Source organism: Serratia sp. Tan611 (assembly GCF_905188235.1).
Lineage (GTDB): Bacteria > Pseudomonadota > Gammaproteobacteria > Enterobacterales > Enterobacteriaceae > Serratia_B > Serratia_B rhizosphaerae.
Genome location: NZ_LR994655.1, coordinates 397,809 through 418,400 on the forward strand (window position 1 = coordinate 397,809; position 20,592 = coordinate 418,400).

Below are 20,592 nucleotides of genomic sequence, written 5' to 3' on the forward strand. Positions count from 1 at the left end.
TTCTTGAGGAACCATACCCATAACAGTCTTGCTGTAATTAGCTAACTGAATGATTAACGACTTGCTGGTTCCGATTTCGCCCGTTACAGGGAATGCCTCTAACAAGCGTGCAAATATGCAGAATTAGTGGTGCCCGGACTCGGAATCGAACCAAGGACACGGGGATTTTCAATCCCCTGCTCTACCGACTGAGCTATCCGGGCAACGGGCTGCATTAAACCGTAAAGCCCGGTTGGCGTCAATCGCTTTATGACATAAACGTGAAAAAACAGCGTCGTTTGCTTTCTTTTCATTCAGCTTGCGTGAAGTTTATCCTTAAGCAGGATAATCAGCGCGTTATATGGCCGGATAGCGCTGTAATCACCTAGCCCAAGGCTCCGTGTTTGCGGCACTGGGCCACCTGCAGAATGTCTTCCGCCAGGCGTTTGGCGACGGAAACATCCTGAAGCTGTCGTTTGATCAGCAATTTGCTCAGGCAGCCTTCCTGAATCAGCTCCATCTGCTGGGCCACCATATCGGCGTCGTCGGCGTCCATTTCCCGCAGCAGGTCGCGGGTCAGCGCCAGCGAGCTCATCTTCTGCTGCTCTGCGAGCTGGTGGATCGGATGGTCATCCTCCGGGAAGAAGCTGCAGGCGGCAATAAACAGGCAGCCGGGATAGCGACCGTTCTGTACGTATTCCGCCAGCACGTCATAGCGCGCCAGCAGTTTTTGCTGCGGCGTCAGCGTCTCATCCAGCAGCAATTGCCGGCGCCAGGCGTCGATCTGCTGCCCGTGATGGCGCAGGCAGTCATACAACAAGGCTTCCGCATCCGGCCAGTAGGGCTTGAAATCAGCAGGTTGTACGTCGAGCTTCTCTGCCAGCATTTCCAGCGTGGTGTTCGCCAGACCTTGCTGTTCCAGCAACCCCAGCGCGGTATCAAGAACATGTTCGCGTTGCACCTGTGTTCCCCTCCAAATTCTGCTTCTGCACCTCAGTGTCGTTTACTGCACAGTTTTCTGCAAATGTGCGTTAAACGTCTGGGCATTCATAAAACCGGTAACGCGATTGGCCGTTTGCTCATGGCCGTTACGGTCAAAGAACAAAATGGTGGGCAATCCCAAGACCTGTAGATGTTTCAGCAGCGCCGCCTGTTCGGCGCTGTTGGCGGTGACGTCAGCCTGCAGCAGCACCGTGTCGGCCAGGCTGGCCTGCACGCCGGCGTCGCTGAAGGTATATTTCTCAAACTCCTTGCAGGCGACGCACCAGTCGGCGTACAGGTCCAGCATCACCGGCTTACCCTGCGCCTGCCGCAGCGCCTGATTCAACTGTTCTACGTTGCTGATACGGGTGAACGCCAGGTGCGGCTGGACGGCCTGCTGCGCGGCGCCGGGGCCAAACGCCCAGTCCTGTAGCGGGCGGGCGGCGATCACCGCTGCGGCCAGCAACAGTAGCTGCAGCGCGCGGGTCCAGCCGCGTGAGCTTTTCAAACTCAGCGCGAAGGCCCAGCCGAAGAACGCCAGGCCGAGCAGGCTCCACAGGCGCAGCCCCCACAGATCGCCGATCACCCGCTCCAGCAGGAATACCGGCAGGGCCAGGATGACAAAGCCGAAGGCCTCTTTCACGTACTGCATCCATGGCCCGCTGCGCGGCAGCAGTCGGTTGCCGAACAGCGTGACGATAATCAGCGGAATGCCCATCCCCAGTGCGTACAGGTACAGCGTGCCGCCGCCGGCCCACATATTGCCGCTTTGCGCGATATACAGCAGGATGGCGCTGAGCGGTGCGGTGGTGCAAGGCGAACAGATCAGCCCGGCCAGCGCGCCCATCACAAAGACGCCGAACAGCGAGCCGCCGCGCTGAGTGTTGCTCCAGTTGGCCAGCCGTGTCTGCAGTGAGGAAGGCAGCTGCAGCGAATAGCAGCCAAACATCGACAGCGCGAGGGCGATAAACAGCGCGGAGAGGCCAATCAGCACGTACGGATGCTGCAGCGCCGCCTGGAACTGCAGGCCAGCGGCGGCCACCACCAGGCCCAGCAGCGTGTAGGTCAGCGCCATACCCTGCACATACACCACCGCCAGCAGCAGGATGCGCCCGCTGCTGTGCGGTCGCTCCCGGCCGAGGATAATGCCGGAAATCAGCGGGTACATCGGCAGGACGCAGGGGGTAAATGCGATGCCGATACCGATCAGCAGCGCCCACAGCGGTGAAAACGGCAGGCTGGCGGGAGCGGGCGTTGCCGGCGTCGCGCTGGCCGGCGTTGGCGGGGATGACGCCGCCACGGCGTCCAGCGGAATCACACGGGTTTCCGGCGGGTAGCAGAAACCGGCGGCGGCGCAGCCCTGATAGGTGACGCTCAGGCTGGCGTTCGCCGAGGCCTGCCGCAGCGTCAGCGGCAGCTGCAACTGCTGTTGATAAATCTCGGTCTCGCCGAAAAATTCGTCTTTATGGCTTATCCCTTTCGGCAGGCTGAAGTCGGCCAGCTGCGCCTGCTGCGGCACCAGTTTTATTTGCTGGCGATACAGATAATAGCCGGGGCGGATCTGCCAGTTCAGCGTCAGTTGCTGGCCCTTTTGCTGGAAGTCGAAGGCAAATGCCCGATCGACCGGCACAAACTGGCTGCCGCCGCCGTTGCTGAACAGCGAGGCCTGCACCGTCTGCGGCAGGAAGAACAGGCTGCACAGCAGGAAAATCAGTTTAATGATGCGTTGATCCATAACAAATAGTCTTTATCTCCGGCCATCACCGGCAGTACCAGCAGCTCGGGCGTCTGGTACGGGTGATGTTGTTTCAGATAGCTGAGCAGGGCGTGTTGATGCTGGCGATTGCTTTTGAACAGCATCTGGACTTCGTACTCCTGTTCCAGTTTCCCTTCCCAGTAATACAGCGATGACGCGCCGGGCAGCAGCGTGGCGCAGGCGGCCAGCTTTTCACCCAGCACGCGGGCCGCCAGCTCCTGAGCGCTGGCCTCATCCGGTGCGGTACAAAGTATGACGACGGCTTCGCAATCAGACATCTTGACTCCCTCTCAACCCGATTCTCTGCAGAGCACTATACCCTGAAGGCCTAGCGGCTAGAAGGCGAGTTTATCACCAGCGCGGATACCGCAGGAAATACGGGGCCTGACGGCCCCGTGGAGAGTTACAGCATGATGCCGCCCAGCAGGAAGCCGAGCACTACGGAGAGGATGACGCCGATGGTGCCGGGAATAAAGAACGGGTGGTTAAACACGAAACGGCCGATACGGGTGGTGCCGGTATCGTCCATCTGCACTGCGGCGACCAGCGTCGGATAGGTCGGCAGAATAAACAGGCCGGATACCGCCGCGAAAGAGGCGACGGCCGTCAGCGGGCTGACGTTCAGGGCCAATGCCATCGGCATCAGCGCCTTGGCGGTGGCGGCCTGGGAGTAGAGCAGCGCCGAGCAGAAGAAGAAGATCACCGCCAGCAGCCATGGGTGCGCCTGAATCACACTGCCGGCGGTCTCTTTGATCCAGTCCAGGTTGGCCTGTACGAAGGTGTCGCCCAGCCAGGCCACGCCCAGGATACAGATACAGGCGCTCATGCCGGCCTTGAAGGTGCTGGAGTTCAGCACGGCGTCGGTATCGACGCGGCACAGCAACGTGGTCAGGGTGGCGACACTCAGCATGATGATCAGAATAGCGTTGGTGGTGTTCATCAGCGGCTTGGCGACCAGCCCCAGCCCCGGGCTGTTGATGATGGCGTAGGCCACCACGCACAGCACGCCCAGCAGGAACAGCAACACTGATGACTTGGCGCGCGGTTTAATCTCCATCACCTTGTTGCCGCGCAGGGTAATCAGGCCTTCTTCCAGTCGTTTCAGGTAGACCGGGTCGTTAGACAGTTTGGAGTCGAACAGCCAGGTGACCAGCAGCGACATCAGCAGCACCGCCAGGAAGGTCGACGGAATGACCACCATCAGCAGATGCAGATAGCTGACGCCGTGGCCTTCCATCACCGAGGACATATAAACCACGGCGGCGGAAATCGGCGATGCGGTAATGGCGATCTGGGCGGAGACGACGGCGGTAGAGAGCGGTCGGCAGGGTTTAATGCCTTGCTCTTTCGCCACTTCGGCAATCACCGGCAGCGCGGAGAGGGAAATATTGCCGGTGCCGGCAAAGATGGTCAGGAAGTAGGTGACCACCGGCGCCAGGATGGTGATGTGTTTTGGATTTTTACGCAGTAACTTCTCGGTTTGCTGGACCAGGTAGTCCATACCGCCCGCGACCTGCATCGCGGAGATGGCGGCGATCACCGCCATAATGATGGAGATTACGTCAAAGGGGATATTGCCCGGCTTTACGCCGATCATCGCCAGAACTAAAACCCCAAGGCCCCCTGCAAAGCCAATGCCGATACCGCCCAGTCTGGCCCCGAGAAAAATGGCCAGCAGAACGATGATCAATTCCACCGCTAACATAGTGTTGCTCCTCGCAATAAAGTTTTTATATTCGCCATCTTTCAGGCTGCCGTTTGCCCGGCCGTACGTATCCGCCGTTCCATCGGCGTGTTCGCTGCGCCGTGACGGGGGCGCGACAACCCGAATAACTTTGGTTATATGAAAATGAAACGTTAAAAATTTGTGGGCGCTAGAAAGTAAAAAGGCACGCTATCCAGAGGATTTAGCGTGCCTTTCAGGCTACCGGATGTATCTGTTATTGTTCGTTTTCATCTGTATAGCGTTTTGCTTTATAGGCCGGATGTTTTAAGTTCTCGACGGAGAAGATGTCATCCAGTTCGGCTTCCGTCAACAGGCCGCGCTCCAATACCACTTCCCGCACGCTTTTACCGGTTTCCGCACAAATCTTACCGACGATGTCACCGTTGTGGTGGCCGATAAACGGATTCAGGTAGGTCACGATGCCGATAGAGTTGAAGACGTAGTGTTCGCACACTTCCTTATTGGCGGTAATGCCGTTGATGCATTTCTCCAGCAGGTTATAACTGGCGTTGGTGAGGATGTGGATAGACTCGAACATCGCCTGGCCGATCACCGGCTCCATCACGTTCAGCTGCAGCTGACCTGCTTCGGACGCCATGGTAACGCAAGTATCGTTGCCGATCACTTTAAAGCACACCTGATTGACCACTTCAGGCACCACCGGGTTGACCTTGGCCGGCATAATGGAGGAGCCAGCCTGCAGTTCCGGCAGGTTGATTTCATTCAGGCCGGCGCGCGGGCCGGAGGAGAGCAGGCGCAGGTCGTTGCAGATTTTGGACATTTTCACGGCCAGACGCTTCAGCGCACTGTGCACCATGACGTAAGCGCCGCAGTCCGAGGTGGCCTCAATCAGATCTTCGGCCGGCACGACCGGCAGGTTGCTGACTTCAGCCAGCTTTTGCACTGCCAGCTGCTGGTAGCCGTCCGGCGTATTCAGCGCGGTGCCGATGGCGGTCGCACCCAGGTTGACTTCCAGCAGCAGCTCCGCGGTGCGGCGCAGGTTGCGGGTCTCTTCATTCAGCAGCACGCTGAAGGCGTGGAACTCCTGGCCGAGCGTCATTGGCACGGCGTCCTGCAGCTGGGTGCGGCCCATCTTCAGGATATTTTCAAATTCTTTGGCTTTACGTTCGAAGCCTTCGCCCAGTTGGTTGATGGCGTCGATCAGCTTCATCACCGAGGCGTAAACCGCAATGCGGAAGCCGGTCGGATAAGCGTCGTTGGTGGACTGGCTCTTATTCAGGTGATCGTTCGGGTTCAGATACTGGTATTCCCCTTTCTGATGCCCCATCAGCTCCAGGCCGATATTTGCCAGCACTTCGTTGGTATTCATGTTCAGCGAGGTGCCCGCGCCGCCCTGGAAGACGTCCACCGGGAACTGGTCCATACATTTACCTTTATCCAGCACCTCATCACAGGCCAGGATAATGGTATCGGCGATCTTGCGCGGAATAGTTTGTAGCTCTTTATTCGCCAGCGCGGCCGCTTTTTTCACCATCACCATGCCGCGGACAAACTCAGGAACATCGCTGATTTTGCTGTTGCTGATATAAAAGTTTTCAATCGCACGCAGAGTGTGAACACCGTAGTAGGCATCTGCGGGTACTTCACGTGTTCCGAGCAAATCTTCTTCGATACGAATATTGTTTGACATGAGAACCTTCTCTATGTAGCTACCGAATTATTTATTTTGTTAGTTAATTTATGTTGCCGTGAGCGCCAACCGCCGCAGTATCAACCTAAACGGTCGGAGCTGCGCCGATCATATGCTGCTTCGCAATAAATGAATGAACACAGATCACTATCTGAACGTTCAAAAACCACAGCTTTTGCATTCCGTGATCTGATTCACATTTATCAGTGTAGCCATTTAAAAGAGACCAGCCGGTTGAAAAGCCGCTCGGCTACCCTCATTGTAATTAACTCGACCTGTTTTATCAGGCCACTTTATTATTCTCGTATGCGCCCGGAGCGGGTACGCGAAGCTATCTGATAGGAGAACACGGTGCGCTGGTTACCGTTTTTGCTGATATTTCTGCTGGTATACATTGAAATATCTTTATTTATCAAAGTCGCCGCCGTATTGGGCGTCGCCGTCACCCTGCTGCTGGTGATTTTCACCTCCTGTGTCGGGATATCGCTGGTGCGCAACCAGGGAATGAAAACCTTTGTGCAGATGCAGCAGAAGCTGGCGGCCGGCGAAAGTCCGGCGGCCGAAATGGTGAAAAGCGTTTCGCTGGTGATGGCGGGCTTCCTGCTGTTGGTGCCGGGCTTCTTTACCGATTTCCTCGGCCTGCTGCTGTTGCTGCCGCCGGTGCAGAAAACGCTGACCCTGAAGCTGATGCCGCATCTGTCGGTTTACCGCCCCGGCGGCCGGGGGCCAGGTGGTGATGCGGCCAACGGCAATACTTTTGACGGTGAATTCCAGCGTAAGGACGACGATCGCCATACGCTGGAACACCGCCCGGACGATCATGACAAACGTGACGATCGTTAACGGACGTCTGTCGTATTTCACAGTGAATCACCACGCGGCCTTCTGGCCGCGTTTTTGTGTGGGCGATCGCAATTACTCCGTCGGTTAAAAATTTTTTTTTCCCGCCCCCTTGAAGGGGGTTGGAATGCCCCCATCTCAAAACCCACGAGGCCGGTAAACATGATAATCCGGTGCACAACCCTAAATCTGAGACAGACCTTCTTACAGGAGAGCGTTCAATGAGTATTCGTCCATTGCATGACCGCGTTATCGTCAAGCGCAAAGAAGTTGAATCAAAATCTGCTGGCGGCATCGTACTGACTGGCTCTGCGGCGGGTAAATCCACTCGTGGCGAAGTAGTGGCCGTTGGCAAAGGGCGCGTTCTGGAAAACGGAAATATTCAACCGCTGGATGTGAAAATCGGCGACATCGTGATTTTCAACGACGGTTACGGCGTGAAAGCCGAGAAGATCGACAATGAAGAAGTGTTGATCATGTCCGAAAGCGACATCCTGGCAATTGTTGAAGCGTAATTACGCTTTATCTTCTGAACTGAAAAGAATTGAAGGGAAATACCAATGGCAGCTAAAGACGTAAAATTCGGCAATGACGCACGCGTAAAAATGCTTAACGGCGTGAACATTCTGGCGGACGCGGTAAAAGTCACCCTGGGCCCGAAAGGCCGTAACGTAGTGCTGGACAAATCTTTCGGCGCGCCAACCATCACTAAAGACGGCGTATCCGTAGCGCGTGAAATCGAACTGGAAGACAAGTTCGAAAACATGGGCGCACAGATGGTGAAAGAAGTTGCCTCCAAAGCGAACGACGCTGCGGGCGACGGCACCACCACCGCAACCGTTCTGGCGCAGGCCATTGTGAACGAAGGCCTGAAAGCCGTTGCTGCGGGCATGAACCCGATGGATCTGAAGCGCGGCATCGACAAAGCGGTTATTGCAGCGGTAGAAGAACTGAAAAAACTGTCCGTACCTTGCTCTGATTCCAAAGCGATTGCACAGGTCGGCACCATCTCTGCAAACTCCGACGAAACCGTGGGTAAACTGATTGCAGAAGCGATGGAAAAAGTCGGTAAAGAAGGCGTTATCACCGTTGAAGAAGGCACCGGCCTGCAGGACGAGCTGGACGTGGTTGAAGGTATGCAGTTCGACCGCGGCTACCTGTCCCCATACTTCATCAACAAGCCGGAAACCGGTTCTGTCGAGCTGGAAAGCCCGTTCATCCTGTTGGCTGACAAAAAAGTTTCCAACATCCGTGAACTGCTGCCAGTACTGGAAGCCGTAGCGAAAGCCGGCAAACCGCTGCTGATCGTTGCTGAAGACGTTGAAGGTGAAGCGCTGGCTACGCTGGTGGTGAACACCATGCGCGGCATCGTGAAAGTGGCTGCGGTTAAAGCGCCAGGCTTCGGCGACCGTCGTAAAGCCATGCTGCAGGATATTGCTACCCTGACTGCCGGCACCGTGATCTCTGAAGAGATCGGCATGGAACTGGAAAAAACCACGCTGGAAGACCTGGGCCAGGCCAAACGCGTTGTGATCAACAAAGACACCACCATCATCATCGATGGCGTCGGCGACGAAGCGACCATCCAGGGCCGCGTAGCGCAGATTCGCCAGCAGATCGAAGAAGCGACCTCCGACTACGATCGTGAAAAACTGCAGGAGCGTGTTGCTAAACTGGCAGGCGGCGTTGCCGTTATCAAAGTTGGCGCAGCTACCGAAGTTGAAATGAAAGAGAAGAAAGCCCGCGTTGAAGATGCCCTGCACGCGACCCGTGCTGCGGTTGAAGAAGGCGTGGTTGCCGGCGGCGGCGTTGCGCTGATCCGCGTAGCCAGCAAAATTGCCGAGCTGAAAGGCGACAACGAAGATCAGAACGTGGGTATCAAAGTTGCGCTGCGCGCGATGGAAGCGCCACTGCGCCAGATCGTGGTCAACGCCGGTGAAGAAGCTTCCGTTATCGCTAACAGCGTGAAAGCGGGCGAAGGCAGCTACGGTTACAACGCTTACTCTGAAGAGTACGGCGACATGATCGGCATGGGCATCCTGGATCCAACCAAAGTAACCCGTTCTGCACTGCAGTACGCGGCATCCGTGGCTGGCCTGATGATCACCACCGAGTGCATGGTTACCGACCTGCCGAAAGAAGATAAAGCCGACATGGGCGCTGCAGGTATGGGCGGCATGGGCGGTATGGGCGGCATGATGTAATCATCCCCCTTCACGCTTGCGTGAGTGAAAACCCCGGCCTGGCGCCGGGGTTTTTTTATAGGGTCGCTTTTTCGTGCATTGGCGCACCGTGTTTGGCGATATTTTTACCGGCCGGACGGATTTAGCGTGTAAACTGTTACCTCATCAACTGTCGCTCTATGCGTTGACCAAGTATACGTGGCAACGGAAGCTTAAGAGGTAGCATTGCTTTCTGATAAGCTTTTGCGTAATTCTCAACATTCTATGGGGAACAAGATGCGGACTAAAGCCTTACTGGGACTTTCGGCGGCGTTGCTGCTGGCAGGATGCAGCACCACTCATCAACTGACCAGCGCAGGTCAGCAGGTTAAATTTACCGATACCAAACCGGCGGCGGAATGTCAGCTGGTGGGGGAAGTCACCGGCACTCAGAGCAACTGGCTGTCCGGCAGTAATGCAGAAAGCGGCGGCCTGCGCGGCGCGGCCAATGATCTGCGTAACAAGGCGGCTGAAATGGGCGGCAACGTGATTTACGGTGCGACCAGCCCAAGCCAGAATCTGCTCTCCAGCTTTGCGCCTCTGGACAGCAAAATGATGGGTCAGGTTTATAAATGCCCATAACGGCTCCGCGCCGTTAACCAGCGAGATAAAAAAGAGGAATGCCTGCGCATTCCTCTTTTTTTCGCTTATGGCTGGGGCCCGTCCTGCGCCAGCCGCAGATCCAGCGGCGTTTTGCTGGCTTCACCGCCGATTTCCCGCGTCAGGCGCGGCACCAGATAGCCGGACACCTTGCTCAGCAACTGCTGCATGATATGGCGCGCGTCATCGTCGCTGACCATAAAGTGGGCTGCGCCCTGCACCTTATCCAGCACGTGAATATAATAGGGTAGAATACCGGCATCAAACAGGGCGTTGCTCAGCGCCGCCAGCGTATCGGCATGGTCGTTGACGCCGCGCAGCAGTACGCTCTGATTGAGCAGGGTGACGCCGGAACGGCGCAGTTGCGCCATGCTGGCCGTCAGCGCCGCATCAATTTCATTGGCATGGTTAATATGGGTCACCATCAGCACCTGCAGGCGTGATTGGGACAACCGCTGGCAGAGTTCATGGGTGATGCGCGCCGGGATCACCACCGGTAAACGGGTGTGGATACGCAGGCGCTTTACATGCGGAATGGTTTCCAGCTCGCCGATCAGCCAGTCGAGTTCATGATCTTTCGCCATCAGCGGGTCGCCGCCGGAGAAGATGATCTCGTCCAGTTCAGGGTGTTGGCGGATATAGTCCAGCGCCTGGCGCCAGTTGGCCTTATTGCCCTGGTTATCCTGATAAGGAAAGTGACGACGGAAGCAGTAGCGGCAATTGACGGCGCAGCCGCCCTTTACCAGCAGCAGGGCGCGGTTACGATACTTGTGTAATAGGCCGGGCACCACGCTGCGCTGTTCATCCAACGGATCGGTGGTAAAGCCGGCGGCGGTCACAAACTCCTCACTGGCGGTCAGCACCTGACGTAACAGCGGGTCGCCGGCGTCGCCAGCGCGCATGCGGGCGACAAACGCGCGCGGCACGCGCAGCGGGAACAGGCGGCGAGCATCGCGTCCCTGAGGCAATTGCGGATGCGTGTTCAGTGACAGAAGCCGCAGCAATTCATCGGGGTCGGTAATAACATCGGCGAGTTGATGCAACCAATCTTCTCTATCTGCGATGTTTTGGGTTACAATATGTGCCATTTTTTTGGCTAAGCTACCAATTTAAAATTCAGAGGGCCATTATGGCGACTTATTCTAGCAACGATTTCCGTTCGGGTCTTAAAATCATGTTTGAAGGCGAACCTTATGCTGTGGAATCCAGCGAGTTCGTGAAACCAGGTAAAGGTCAGGCGTTCGCCCGCGTAAAAATGCGCCGTCTGCTGACCGGCACCCGCGTGGAAAAAACCTTTAAATCTACCGATTCTTGCGAAGGCGCAGACGTAGTAGATACCAACATGAACTACTCGTACACCGACGGCGAGTTCTATTACTTCATGCACCCTGAAACCTTCGAACAGTATCAGGTTGACGGCAAAACCGTATCCGACGCGGCAAAATGGCTGCAGGACAATGCGGAATGTATCATCACCCTGTGGGATGGCCGTGCTATCGCCGTTCAGCCGCCGAACTTCATCGAAGCGGAAATCACTGATACCGATCCAGGCCTGAAAGGCGATACCGCAGGTACCGGCGGTAAGCCAGCTACGCTGTCTACCGGCGCCGTGGTTAAAGTACCGTTGTTCGTACAGATTGGCGAAGTGATCAAAGTTGACACCCGCTCTGGCGAATACGTGTCACGCGTTAAATAAGCATCAAAGCGGGGGAGTCATCGGATTCCCCCGTTTTATTTTATTCCCTTGATAGTTGGCAGAATTTGCATGATGAAGAAAACTCTGTTGGCCGTTATTTCCTTGACGCTGCTGCTGTCGTTAAGCGGTTGCAACACCTTCCGTGGTTTTGGCCAGGACGTTCAGCATCTTGGCGGTGCGATCTCCCGTGGCGCGAGCTAAGCTGCCGTCCATAGCACACACCATTTCTTGCGCAACGCCCGCCAATATTGACTACGCTTAGAGAGCCGTATCTTTTCATCACTGATAAATAAGGAAGTCTTATGCTGAAGAAAAGTATCCTTGCTATGTGCTCCGTGCTGTTCCTGTTTTCGCTGACCGCGTGCAATACCACCGAAGGCATCGGTAAGGATGTACAGGCCGGCGGCGAAGCGATTCAACGCAGCGCGCAATAGCGTCACGCTCTAATGTCTGTGGTATTCCATTAGCAATCACGGGCGTTGTTCTCTGTTCCCTGGCGGTGGAATACCCTGTATGCATAGCTTTTGTGCGGCGCCGGTATGTTCCGCAGACGCCATTTTGGCGATATAATCCATAACTTCACTCAGCCAGGTTGGACGACCTTCCTGCGCTTCCTGCTGTCCGGGGACGACCCCACCTAATCCTGGAGCCGTTTCATGGCATGGATCATTCTTGTTTTTGCCGGTTTACTGGAAGTTGTCTGGGCGATAGGCCTGAAATATACCCACGGTTTTACCCGTTTGACGCCAAGCATTATTACCATCGCCGCGATGGTGGTGAGTATGCTGCTGTTGGCGAATGCGATGAAAACGCTGCCGGCCGGCACGGCCTATGCGGTATGGACCGGCATCGGCGCGGTAGGCGCGGCGGTGATGGGTATGATATTGCTGGGCGAATCGACCAACATGATGCGCATTCTTAGCCTGTGCCTGATCATTGCCGGGATTTTGGGGCTGAAATTCAGCAGTCACTGATGCGGTAAATACCAGGGGCGGCCGGATAGCTCGGCCGCCCCTGGTGGTTATAGCGTCACGATGCCGATCAGCGCGACGACGCTCAGGATGGCCGCCAGGCCGTAGAACACCCACTTACCGGCCGGCACGTGGATTTTCAGGTCGTGCATCGCGTGGTGGATACGGTGCAGGCCGCACCACAGCGGCAGAATGATCATCAGCAGCAGGAACAGGCGGCCGATCAGGCTCTGGCAGAACGTCAGTACGCGTTCATAGCTCAGCGCATCGCCCGGAAACAGCCCCAGCGGCAGCAAAATACCCAGCAGCAGCACGATCACCGGTGCCACGATGGCGCCCCACATGCCGCCGGCGCCGAATAGCCCCCAGAAGATCGGCTCGTCGGAGCGTTTAGGTGCGTGATTAATCATATTTCCTCCCAATTACAGTAGCGCGACGGCGAGAACGACCAGCGTGACCAGAATGGTCACCGCCCATAGGGCTTTGACGATCGGGCCGGGGCCCATTTTCTCGTTGTTGACCACGATATTGGCCGCTTTAGGCGCCAGATCGAACCAGGTTTTGGTGTGCAGCAGCGCCGCCAGCAGGGCGATGATATTAATCAGCAGCACCAGCGGATTTTGCAGGAAACCGACGAATCCGGCCCAGCTCTCCGCGCCGCCCTTCAGGGCAAAGACGCCGTAAATCATCAGGATGCTGAACCACACCGCCGGCACGGAGGTGCCTTCACGCAGCATATAGAAACGGTAGAACCCCAGTTTTTGCCACCAGTTGGGCGCCATGGCGCGCACATAAGGCTTACGTTGTGTTGTCATTGCACTCTCCTCTCCCTTATTGCGGCTTCAGCATGGCGATCATAAAGTCGGTAGCGCTTTCAACTTTGCCTTGTTGAATCGCGGCGGCCGGGTCGACGTGTTTCGGGCAGACTTCAGAGCAGTAACCGACAAAGGTGCAGCTCCAGACGCCGTTCTGGCCGTTGAGCTGCGGCATACGCTGCTTTTTGCCGTGGTCGCGGTTATCGAGGTTATAGCGGTGCGCCAGCGTAATGGCGGCCGGGCCGATAAACTCAGGATTCAGGCCGAACTGCGGGCAGGCGGCGTAGCATAAACCGCAGTTGATACAGCCGGAGAACTGGTGGTACTTCGCCATCTGCGCCGGCGTTTGCACGTTGGGCCCGTCTTCCGGCTTGCGATCGTTGCCGATGATGTACGGCTTAATCGCTTCGAGGCTTTCGATAAAGTGGGTCATATCGACCACCAGGTCGCGCTCGATCGGGAAGTTGCCCAGCGCCTCTACCTTCATGCCGCCCGTGTAGTCGCGCAGGAAGGTTTTGCACGCCAGCTTCGGCACGCGGTTGACCATCATGCCGCAGGAGCCGCAGATCGCCATGCGGCAGGACCAGCGGTAGGACAGATCCGGCGCCAGGTGATCCTTGATATAGCCCAGCGCATCCAGCAGCGAGGTCTGCTCGTCATAAGGCACGCTATAGGTCGCGAAATGTGGTGCGTCATCGCTTTCCGGGTTATAACGCATGACCTCGATTTTCAGCGTTTTCATCTCAGCCATTCGTCTGCTCCTTCTCCTTTTTTTCCTGCGCATCGGCCTCTGCGCCATATACGCGCTTGGCCGGCGGCAGTTTGGTAATTTTCACATCGCTGTATTCCAGGCGCGGCGCGCCGTCGGCGTGGTGAAACGCCAGCGTATGTTTGAGGAAATTGACGTCATCACGCTCGGTGCAGCCGTTATCCAGCCGCTGGTGGGCGCCGCGCGACTCTTTGCGGTTAAAGGCGGAGTGCGCCATGCATTCCGCTACGTCCAGGCCGTGCCCCAGTTCGATGGTGTACAGCAGGTCGGTATTGAAGACGCTGGAACGATCGGCAATCTTGACGCGTTTAAAGCGTTCTTTCAGCTCCGCCAGTTTGTCGATGGTTTTCTGCATCAGTTCCGGCGTACGGTAGATGCCGCAGCCTTCCTCCATCGACAGGCCCATTTCGTCGCGGATTGCCGACCAGCTTTCGTCGCCTTCCTGCGCCATCAGGGCATGGAGGCGTTGCTCGACATCACGGCTTTGCGCCTCCAGCGCGCCGCCGTTGGCCGGCGTACTCTCCAGTGCGCGCTGCGCGGCATGTTCGCCCGCCACGCGGCCGAACACCACCAGTTCCGCCAGCGAGTTGGAGCCGAGACGGTTGGCGCCGTGCAGGCCGACGGAGGAGCATTCACCCACCGCATACAGACCCTTGATGCGGGTTTCGCAATTCTGGTCGGTTTCAATACCGCCCATGGTGTAGTGCGCGGTCGGGCGCACCGGGATCGGTTCTTTCACCGGATCGACGCCGACATAAGCCTTGGCCAGCTCACAGATAAACGGCAGGCGTTCGAGCAGCTTCTTCTCACCGAGGTGGCGCAGATCCAGATAGACCACGTCGCCGCGTGGCGTGGCGATGGTGCGACCGGCGCGCCATTCATGCCAGAAGGCCTGAGAGACTTTGTCGCGCGGCCCCAGCTCCATATATTTGTTTTTCGGCTCGCCGAGCGGCGTCTCCGGCCCCATGCCGTAATCCTGCAAATAGCGATAACCGTCTTTGTTCACCAGAATGCCGCCTTCGCCGCGGCAGCCTTCGGTCATCAGGATGCCGGAGCCGGGCAGGCCGGTAGGGTGATACTGCACAAACTCCATGTCACGCAGCGGTACGCCGTGACGGAAGGCTATGCCCATACCGTCACCGGTGACGATACCGCCGTTGGTGTTGTAGCGATAAACGCGGCCGGCGCCGCCGGTGGCCATCACCACCGCGTTGGCGCGGATTTGCACCCGGGTGCCTTCCATCATATTAATGGCGACCAGGCCGCGCGCCTGACCGTCATCGACCAGAATGTCGAGAACGAAATGTTCATCGAAACGTTGAATTTGCGGGTATTTTAGCGAGGTCTGGAACAGGGTGTGCAGCATATGGAAGCCGGTTTTATCGGCGGCAAACCAGGTGCGTTCGATTTTCATGCCGCCAAAACGGCGCACGTTGACCGAACCGTCCGGTTTACGGCTCCACGGGCAGCCCCACTGCTCCAACTGGGCCATTTCACGCGGGCAGTGATGCACGAAGTGATCCACCACGTCCTGTTCGCACAGCCAGTCGCCGCCGGCGACGGTGTCGTTAAAGTGATAATCGTAGGCGTCGTGCTCCTGGGTCACAGCGGCGGAACCGCCCTCGGCGGCCACCGTGTGGCTGCGCATGGGGTAGACTTTTGACACCAGCGCGATTTTTAAGGTGGGGTTGGCTTCCGCGGCGGCAATCGCCGCACGTAAACCCGCGCCCCCGGCGCCAATAATGGCGAGATCGGCGTTAAAGGTTTGCACTGCACTCCTCCAGTATTCTTGTCAGAACGGCTGATTAACTTTCAATGCTTAAGATTCAGGAATCATTCGGATGCTAATTAAAAACGCCGGTAATTGATGGACTTGGCCCCCATGCACAGATAACTCCCGGCAAATATTGGGGATTAATATACCCAAAGTTGAGTAGGTGGAATTTGATGTGATCGATTATTTTGTCGTTTATTACGCTTGCCGGAGGCCTTACTGTGAAAAACGGTATCGCGCTCTCATTCCACTTCTATTTGCCTTATTCACAGCGGTTTATATAGCCGTTACTGTTTTTATGTTTTTAATTGGCTGATGGCCGGCCGCGGCAAGAATTTGTTTGCCCGGCGGGATGCGAGTAGACTGCATGCCCTGTTTGATTTCGGAGTAATTACCATGAGCGAAGCGGCAAGCTGGCAGCCAAGTGCACCCATCGCCAATTTGTTGAAACGCGCAGCGATTCTCGCTGAGATTCGGCGCTTTTTCGCCGATCGCGGCGTATTAGAGGTGGAAACGCCGGCGATGAGCCAAGCGACCGTCACCGATGTCCATCTGGTCCCGTTTCAGACGCAGTTTGTCGGCCCGAACGCGGCAGATGGCATGACGCTGTACATGATGACCAGCCCGGAATATCACATGAAGCGTTTGCTGGCAGCCGGCAGCGGCCCGATTTATCAGTTGGGGCGGGCTTTCCGCAATGAGGAGGCCGGACGCCACCACAACCCTGAATTCACCATGCTGGAGTGGTACCGTCCACATTACGATATGTACCGGCTGATGAATGAAGTGGATGACTTATTGCAGCAGGTGCTGGACTGCGACAGTGCGGAAACGCTGTCCTACCAACAGGCGTTCCAGCGCCATCTGGAGATTGACCCGCTGTCGGCGGATAAGGCGCAGCTGCGCGAAGCTGCCGCCAAGCTGGATCTCAGCAATATCGCCGATACGGAAGAGGATCGCGATACGCTGCTGCAGCTGCTGTTTACCTTCGGCGTAGAGCCGCACATCGGCCGTGAGAAGCCGGCGTTCGTCTACCATTTCCCGGCGTCACAGGCGGCGCTGGCGGAGATCAGTACGGAAGATCACCGTGTGGCGGAGCGTTTTGAGGTGTATTTTAAAGGCATCGAACTGGCGAACGGCTTCCGCGAGCTGACCGACAGCAATGAGCAGCGTCAGCGTTTTGAGCAGGATAACCGCAAACGCGCGGCGCGCGGCCTGCCGCAGCAGCCGATTGATTATCATCTGCTGGATGCGTTAAGCCACGGTATGCCCGAGTGCGCCGGCGTGGCGTTGGGGGTCGATCGCCTGGTGATGTTGGCGCTGGGGGCAGAAAGCCTGAGTGAAGTGATTGCATTCCCGGTGACGCGAGCCTGATTGGCAGCGTTGTCCGCAATGAAATAAAAAGGCCGACATGATGATGTCGGCCTTTTTTGTGCTTACAGGCTGCCGGAGCTGCGCTTGGTGCTTGGCGTCGGCGTAGAGGACACTGCGCGGCCGTCGTGGTTGGTGATGCGCGACAGGGTGTCGGTGCGCACTTGGAACGGCGGGTACGGCAGGGTAATGCCGTGTTCGCGGTAGCCGGCCAGGATCAACTGGTGCATCTCGTGGCGCAGCGGCATACGGTGACCCATCTCGGCGGCGTAGATACGCAGTTCAAAGATCTGGATACCCTGCTGCAGATCGACCAGATAGACCTCCGGCGGCGGGTTATCCAGCACCAGCGAGCAGCGATGGGAGGCGTCGGTGAGGATTTTGGTCACCTCCTCGCTGTTGGCTTCCGCCGGCGCCGGTACGGTCAGCACCACGCGGGTGATGGCGTCGGACAGCGACCAGTTGACGAACTGTTCGGTGATAAACGCCTTGTTCGGCACGATGATCTCTTTGCGGTCCCAGTCAGAAATCGTGGTGGCGCGGGTATTGATCTTGGTGACGCTGCCGGTCAGGTTGCGGATCGTGACGGTATCGCCGATGCGGATCGGTTTTTCAAACAGAATGATCAGGCCGGAGATGAAGTTGGAGAAGATCTCCTGCATGCCGAAGCCGAGGCCGAAGGTCAGCGCGGTGACCACCCACTGCAGTTTCGACCATTCGATGCCGATCCAGGAGAAACTGAGGATAGCGCCGAACAGCAACAGCAGATATTTGGTGATGGTGGTAATGGCGTAACCGGTGCCGGGAGACAGATCCAGATGCTGCAGCACCGCCAGTTCCAGCAGCGCGGGCAGATTGCGCACCAGTTGGGTAGTGACCATGATCACCAGCACCGCGATCAGCACTGCGCCAAGGGTGATCGACTGAACGCTGTCAATGCCGTTGCTGGTGGAGGTCACGTTCCACAGGGAGATGTTTTCCAGGAAAGCAAAGGCGGAATGGATCTCCGACCACAGGAAGATCACCGACACCAGCGCGATCATCGTCAGGATCGAACGCACCAGCCGCAGCGACTGGGCGCTGATCGCATCCAGATCGATTTCTGTCTCATCGACATCGACGGTGCCTTCATTACTGCCGGTAACGTGCGTATTGCCGGCTTCGTCTTCCCCGCGCGCGCGCTGGGCGAGAATCTCGGCGCGCCGCTGTTTGGCGCGGTCAAAGGCGATGCGTCGGCGCTGAATCAGCATCCAACGGCGGATGATGTGGTAGACCACCAACAGGAAGAACCAGATGGCGACCGAGGTTTCCAGACGCGCCAGCAGGGCCTGGGCGGTGGCGAGGTAGCCGATGGCGGCCGCCAGCGCTGCCAGCAGCGGCGCAGACATCAGTACGCCCCACAGCGCGGTGTTCACCATATTTTCGCCGGAGCCTTTCTTATCCAGATAGAGCGGGATACCGGCGCGCTTCAGGCTGCTGGTCACCAGCAGCAGGGCGACGCACAGCAGGATGAAGCACAGGCGTCCCAGCGTGTTGGAGAATTCGCGGTCGTTGAGGTTATCGAAGGTAATCAGCGCCATAATCAGCGGCACAATCAGCCAGATCGACATTTTGTAATAGCGCATGGCGCGGGAAACCTGCTGCGCCGGCCAGCCGAAGTGCACAATAAACAGCCCGCGCGGGTGGGCGAAGGTGGCGCTGATCATACAGACCCACAGGATTGGCAGGGTGGCGGTCACGCCGTCGCCGATCGCCACGGCGACCGGATAAGGCCAGGCATTTTGCAGGCCGAAGCCCAGCGCTGCCCACAGCACCGGCAGCGGCAGCGCCACCAGAATAGACCAGAAGACGTTGCGCAGGGTCAGATAGAACTGATCCTGAGTGACCTTGCCGACCTTACTGCTCGAACGTTCCAGAAATGCGTGATAGTGCTTGCGGGTGCTGATGCTGAATATCACCAGCAGCAGGGCGCCGAAAATGGGCACCAGCGTGCTACGGCTGGTCACCATCATCACAAAGGCGCTGCTCAGCTGAGCCAGGGTATCCAACGACAGCAGGCGGGTCAGATCGTGCGCCACGTTTATTGGGTAGGAGAGCGTCAGCGGGCTGACGTCCGGCACCCAGAACAGATAACGGTGGGTGGCGTCTTTGATCTCATTGAGCGCGTCGACCAGCTGCGTGTTGGCCACCTTCAGCTTGGTCAGCTCAAGAATTTGCGTATCGCAGCCGGACAGCAGGGAATTAAGTAGCTCGCGCTGGGTGCGCAGCTGCGCGTCGATAATCTGCTGCTGCCCCGGCGTCAGGTCGGAGCCGTCGTCCTGTTTAAGGCTTTGCGCGCGCTGCGGCAGTTTTTCCAGCTGGTTTTCAAACTGCAGGCGCTGCACGCGCAGCTGCGCCATATCGCTGTCCAGCTGCTGCGGTTTGGGCATTTCCGGCAGCGTCGACACCTGCGCGCGCAGCGTTTCGCCCAGCACCGGCGACGAACCCAGCCATTGCGCCTGCTCGATGATGGTGCTCATTGCCTGGCGCACCTGCAGGGTTTGCGAGGCGGCCTGGCGCTGCTGCGAAGAGATCAGATCCATGCGCTGCGCCTGGTTGTTCAGCGCGGTGGACAATTCACGGTTGATTTGCAGCTGTTCGCTGATGCTTTTCGGCAGCTCGCCGCTCTGTTCGGCCAGCTGTTCGGTTTTTTTCAGCGCCAGTTCGGCTTCGCGCTGACGCTGGTTATTCAGGTTATTGCGCAGCGCCTGCAGCTGAATATCCAGCTTTTCATGGCGCTTTTTAAATACTTCGGCACGCATGCGCGCCAGCTCCTGCCGGTTGTTGGCCGACAGCTGTGCAAGATCCAGTTCATTGACCTTGGCCTTGCGCGCGGCGGATTCGGTCTGCAGCAGATACAGCTGCGCCAGCGCCTGCGGTTTGGTCGGGTTTGGCGGCAGCGCCTGCAGGCGGCGCTGGGTTTCCGTCAGTGCGCGCCGGGCCTCGGTCTGTTGCTGTGGCAACTGGCCGAGTGAGTCGCTGATCTCGCGCGAACGGTCCTGCTCCTGCTGCATCAGGCGCGCCTGTTCCAACAGCTGGCTACTGGTCTGCAGAATTTGCTGTTCCAGCTCGCTGGTAGGCAGATTGTCGCCGTTCGGCAGGATTTTGGCGCTTTCGACCGTTAACTGACGGCGCAGCTGCTGCGCCATCTTGGGAAAGTCGTCGATCACTTTCTGATACTGTTCCGTACGCGTCAGGGATTCTGTGCGTTCGGCCAGCCGGTTGAGGGCGCTTTGCAGCGCCTCAACCGTTTCCGCCTGATTGGGTGCGTTCTTGTTGCTTTCTGCCTGTTTCAGCTCCTGTTTGAGCTGTGACTCGCTAGGCAGCGCCGCCGCCAGCGCCGGCTGAGCCAGTAAACAACCGAGCAATAACGTGGTGATAATCAGGCGCACGGCATCATTC

20 protein-coding genes and 1 tRNA gene are annotated in these 20,592 nt (G+C 57.5%); 9 read left to right on the top strand and 12 right to left on the bottom strand.

Translation table 11 applies throughout. The features are described 5' to 3' along the window. Nucleotides 1-127: 127 nt before the first annotated feature. The 6 genes from TAN611_RS01805 to aspA all read right to left on the bottom strand — a co-directional run bounded on the left by TAN611_RS01805 (nt 128) and on the right by aspA (nt 6,093). Nucleotides 128-203: transfer RNA gene (locus tag TAN611_RS01805), tRNA-Phe, on the bottom strand. Between the two features lie 161 nt (nt 204-364). Then, entirely contained in the window at nt 365-940 is a 576-nt protein-coding gene (locus TAN611_RS01810) for a transcriptional regulator (RefSeq protein ID WP_111737877.1), read from the bottom strand. A gap of 42 nt (nt 941-982) precedes the next feature. Continuing rightward, on the bottom strand, nt 983-2,695 hold the full coding sequence (locus TAN611_RS01815) for a protein-disulfide reductase DsbD (protein WP_197951033.1): 1,713 nt from the start codon (nt 2,693-2,695) through the stop codon (nt 983-985). After that, nucleotides 2,671-2,994, bottom strand: a complete 324-nt coding sequence (gene cutA, locus TAN611_RS01820; RefSeq protein WP_105229456.1) for a divalent cation tolerance protein CutA — start codon at nt 2,992-2,994, stop codon at nt 2,671-2,673. Before cutA ends, TAN611_RS01815 begins: the two co-directional genes overlap by 25 nt. Before the next feature lie 125 nt (nt 2,995-3,119). Beyond that, a complete protein-coding gene (locus tag TAN611_RS01825) occupies nt 3,120-4,421 on the bottom strand; it encodes an anaerobic C4-dicarboxylate transporter (protein ID WP_105229457.1) in 1,302 nt (433 codons plus the stop codon). A gap of 235 nt (nt 4,422-4,656) precedes the next feature. Further along, nucleotides 4,657-6,093, bottom strand: a complete 1,437-nt coding sequence (gene aspA, locus TAN611_RS01830; protein ID WP_105229458.1) for an aspartate ammonia-lyase — start codon at nt 6,091-6,093, stop codon at nt 4,657-4,659. A gap of 351 nt (nt 6,094-6,444) precedes the next feature. On the opposite strand from aspA, the gene TAN611_RS01835 reads away from it, so the two are divergent. The 4 genes from TAN611_RS01835 to TAN611_RS01850 all read left to right on the top strand — a co-directional run bounded on the left by TAN611_RS01835 (nt 6,445) and on the right by TAN611_RS01850 (nt 9,737). After that, complete coding sequence (locus tag TAN611_RS01835; protein ID WP_105229459.1) at nt 6,445-6,936, top strand: FxsA family protein; 492 nt, start codon at nt 6,445-6,447, stop codon at nt 6,934-6,936. A 218-nt stretch (nt 6,937-7,154) separates the two neighbouring features. Then, nucleotides 7,155-7,448: a co-chaperone GroES gene (locus TAN611_RS01840; protein ID WP_105229460.1), complete on the top strand. Its 294-nt coding sequence runs from the start codon at nt 7,155-7,157 to the stop codon at nt 7,446-7,448. Between the two features lie 45 nt (nt 7,449-7,493). Continuing rightward, nucleotides 7,494-9,137, top strand: coding sequence for a chaperonin GroEL (groL, locus tag TAN611_RS01845; protein ID WP_105229461.1), 1,644 nt, complete (start codon nt 7,494-7,496; stop codon nt 9,135-9,137). 255 nt (nt 9,138-9,392) lie between these two features. Beyond that, nucleotides 9,393-9,737, top strand: a complete 345-nt coding sequence (locus TAN611_RS01850; RefSeq protein WP_105229462.1) for a DUF4156 domain-containing protein — start codon at nt 9,393-9,395, stop codon at nt 9,735-9,737. 65 nt (nt 9,738-9,802) lie between these two features. On the opposite strand, the gene epmB is transcribed toward TAN611_RS01850, so the two are convergent. Beyond that, complete coding sequence (gene epmB, locus TAN611_RS01855) at nt 9,803-10,843, bottom strand: EF-P beta-lysylation protein EpmB (protein ID WP_105229463.1); 1,041 nt, start codon at nt 10,841-10,843, stop codon at nt 9,803-9,805. A gap of 41 nt (nt 10,844-10,884) precedes the next feature. Here epmB and efp point away from each other — a divergent pair, with 41 nt between their 5' ends. The 4 genes from efp (at nt 10,885) to sugE (ending at nt 12,425) form a co-directional block, all read left to right on the top strand. Beyond that, nucleotides 10,885-11,451 carry an elongation factor P gene (gene efp / locus TAN611_RS01860; RefSeq protein ID WP_105229464.1) on the top strand — a complete coding sequence of 189 codons (567 nt, stop codon included), beginning with the start codon at nt 10,885-10,887 and terminating at the stop codon, nt 11,449-11,451. Between the two features lie 69 nt (nt 11,452-11,520). Further along, nucleotides 11,521-11,652: an entericidin A/B family lipoprotein gene (locus tag TAN611_RS01865; RefSeq protein ID WP_041411700.1), complete on the top strand. Its 132-nt coding sequence runs from the start codon at nt 11,521-11,523 to the stop codon at nt 11,650-11,652. A gap of 101 nt (nt 11,653-11,753) precedes the next feature. Next, nucleotides 11,754-11,885 (top strand): entericidin A/B family lipoprotein, encoded by a 132-nt coding sequence (locus TAN611_RS01870; RefSeq protein ID WP_054306510.1) that lies wholly within the window; start codon nt 11,754-11,756, stop codon nt 11,883-11,885. A 222-nt stretch (nt 11,886-12,107) separates the two neighbouring features. Beyond that, nucleotides 12,108-12,425, top strand: a complete 318-nt coding sequence (gene sugE / locus TAN611_RS01875; protein WP_105229465.1) for a quaternary ammonium compound efflux SMR transporter SugE — start codon at nt 12,108-12,110, stop codon at nt 12,423-12,425. 47 nt (nt 12,426-12,472) lie between these two features. Here sugE and frdD read toward each other — a convergent pair whose 3' ends face one another. Genes frdD through frdA form a run of 4 tightly spaced genes read right to left on the bottom strand, consistent with a single transcriptional unit; the run spans nt 12,473 to nt 15,777 of the window. Beyond that, the gene (gene frdD / locus TAN611_RS01880) at nt 12,473-12,832 is read right to left on the bottom strand and encodes a fumarate reductase subunit FrdD (RefSeq protein ID WP_105229466.1); all 360 of its coding nucleotides are present in this window, start codon (nt 12,830-12,832) and stop codon (nt 12,473-12,475) included. Between the two features lie 12 nt (nt 12,833-12,844). Further along, nucleotides 12,845-13,237, bottom strand: coding sequence for a fumarate reductase subunit FrdC (frdC, locus tag TAN611_RS01885; RefSeq protein WP_105229467.1), 393 nt, complete (start codon nt 13,235-13,237; stop codon nt 12,845-12,847). 16 nt (nt 13,238-13,253) lie between these two features. Then, nucleotides 13,254-13,988, bottom strand: coding sequence for a succinate dehydrogenase/fumarate reductase iron-sulfur subunit (locus tag TAN611_RS01890; protein ID WP_105229468.1), 735 nt, complete (start codon nt 13,986-13,988; stop codon nt 13,254-13,256). After that, entirely contained in the window at nt 13,981-15,777 is a 1,797-nt protein-coding gene (gene frdA / locus TAN611_RS01895) for a fumarate reductase (quinol) flavoprotein subunit (RefSeq protein WP_111737873.1), read from the bottom strand. The genes TAN611_RS01890 and frdA overlap by 8 nt, the downstream gene beginning before the upstream one ends. Before the next feature lie 399 nt (nt 15,778-16,176). On the opposite strand from frdA, the gene epmA reads away from it, so the two are divergent. Then, nucleotides 16,177-17,154, top strand: a complete 978-nt coding sequence (gene epmA / locus TAN611_RS01900) for an elongation factor P--(R)-beta-lysine ligase (protein WP_105229470.1) — start codon at nt 16,177-16,179, stop codon at nt 17,152-17,154. A 62-nt stretch (nt 17,155-17,216) separates the two neighbouring features. Here epmA and mscM read toward each other — a convergent pair whose 3' ends face one another. Then, complete coding sequence (gene mscM / locus TAN611_RS01905) at nt 17,217-20,582, bottom strand: miniconductance mechanosensitive channel MscM (protein WP_105229471.1); 3,366 nt, start codon at nt 20,580-20,582, stop codon at nt 17,217-17,219. Nucleotides 20,583-20,592: the final 10 nt, after the last annotated feature.

Excerpts from the sequence above, each read along its gene's own strand:
- TAN611_RS01890 (WP_105229468.1), bottom strand. The coding sequence starts at position 13,988 with ATGGCTGAGATGAAAACGCTGAAAATCGAGGTCATGCGTTATAACCCG.
- aspA (WP_105229458.1), bottom strand. The coding sequence starts at position 6,093 with ATGTCAAACAATATTCGTATCGAAGAAGATTTGCTCGGAACACGTGAA.
- frdC (WP_105229467.1), bottom strand. The coding sequence starts at position 13,237 with ATGACAACACAACGTAAGCCTTATGTGCGCGCCATGGCGCCCAACTGG.
- cutA (WP_105229456.1), bottom strand. The coding sequence starts at position 2,994 with ATGTCTGATTGCGAAGCCGTCGTCATACTTTGTACCGCACCGGATGAG.
- epmA (WP_105229470.1), top strand. The coding sequence starts at position 16,177 with ATGAGCGAAGCGGCAAGCTGGCAGCCAAGTGCACCCATCGCCAATTTG.
- efp (WP_105229464.1), top strand. The coding sequence starts at position 10,885 with ATGGCGACTTATTCTAGCAACGATTTCCGTTCGGGTCTTAAAATCATG.
- TAN611_RS01815 (WP_197951033.1), bottom strand. The coding sequence starts at position 2,695 with ATGGATCAACGCATCATTAAACTGATTTTCCTGCTGTGCAGCCTGTTC.
- TAN611_RS01850 (WP_105229462.1), top strand. The coding sequence starts at position 9,393 with ATGCGGACTAAAGCCTTACTGGGACTTTCGGCGGCGTTGCTGCTGGCA.
- epmB (WP_105229463.1), bottom strand. The coding sequence starts at position 10,843 with ATGGCACATATTGTAACCCAAAACATCGCAGATAGAGAAGATTGGTTG.
- groL (WP_105229461.1), top strand. The coding sequence starts at position 7,494 with ATGGCAGCTAAAGACGTAAAATTCGGCAATGACGCACGCGTAAAAATG.
- TAN611_RS01865 (WP_041411700.1), top strand. The coding sequence starts at position 11,521 with ATGATGAAGAAAACTCTGTTGGCCGTTATTTCCTTGACGCTGCTGCTG.
- TAN611_RS01870 (WP_054306510.1), top strand. The coding sequence starts at position 11,754 with ATGCTGAAGAAAAGTATCCTTGCTATGTGCTCCGTGCTGTTCCTGTTT.
- TAN611_RS01825 (WP_105229457.1), bottom strand. The coding sequence starts at position 4,421 with ATGTTAGCGGTGGAATTGATCATCGTTCTGCTGGCCATTTTTCTCGGG.
- sugE (WP_105229465.1), top strand. The coding sequence starts at position 12,108 with ATGGCATGGATCATTCTTGTTTTTGCCGGTTTACTGGAAGTTGTCTGG.
- frdD (WP_105229466.1), bottom strand. The coding sequence starts at position 12,832 with ATGATTAATCACGCACCTAAACGCTCCGACGAGCCGATCTTCTGGGGG.
- TAN611_RS01840 (WP_105229460.1), top strand. The coding sequence starts at position 7,155 with ATGAGTATTCGTCCATTGCATGACCGCGTTATCGTCAAGCGCAAAGAA.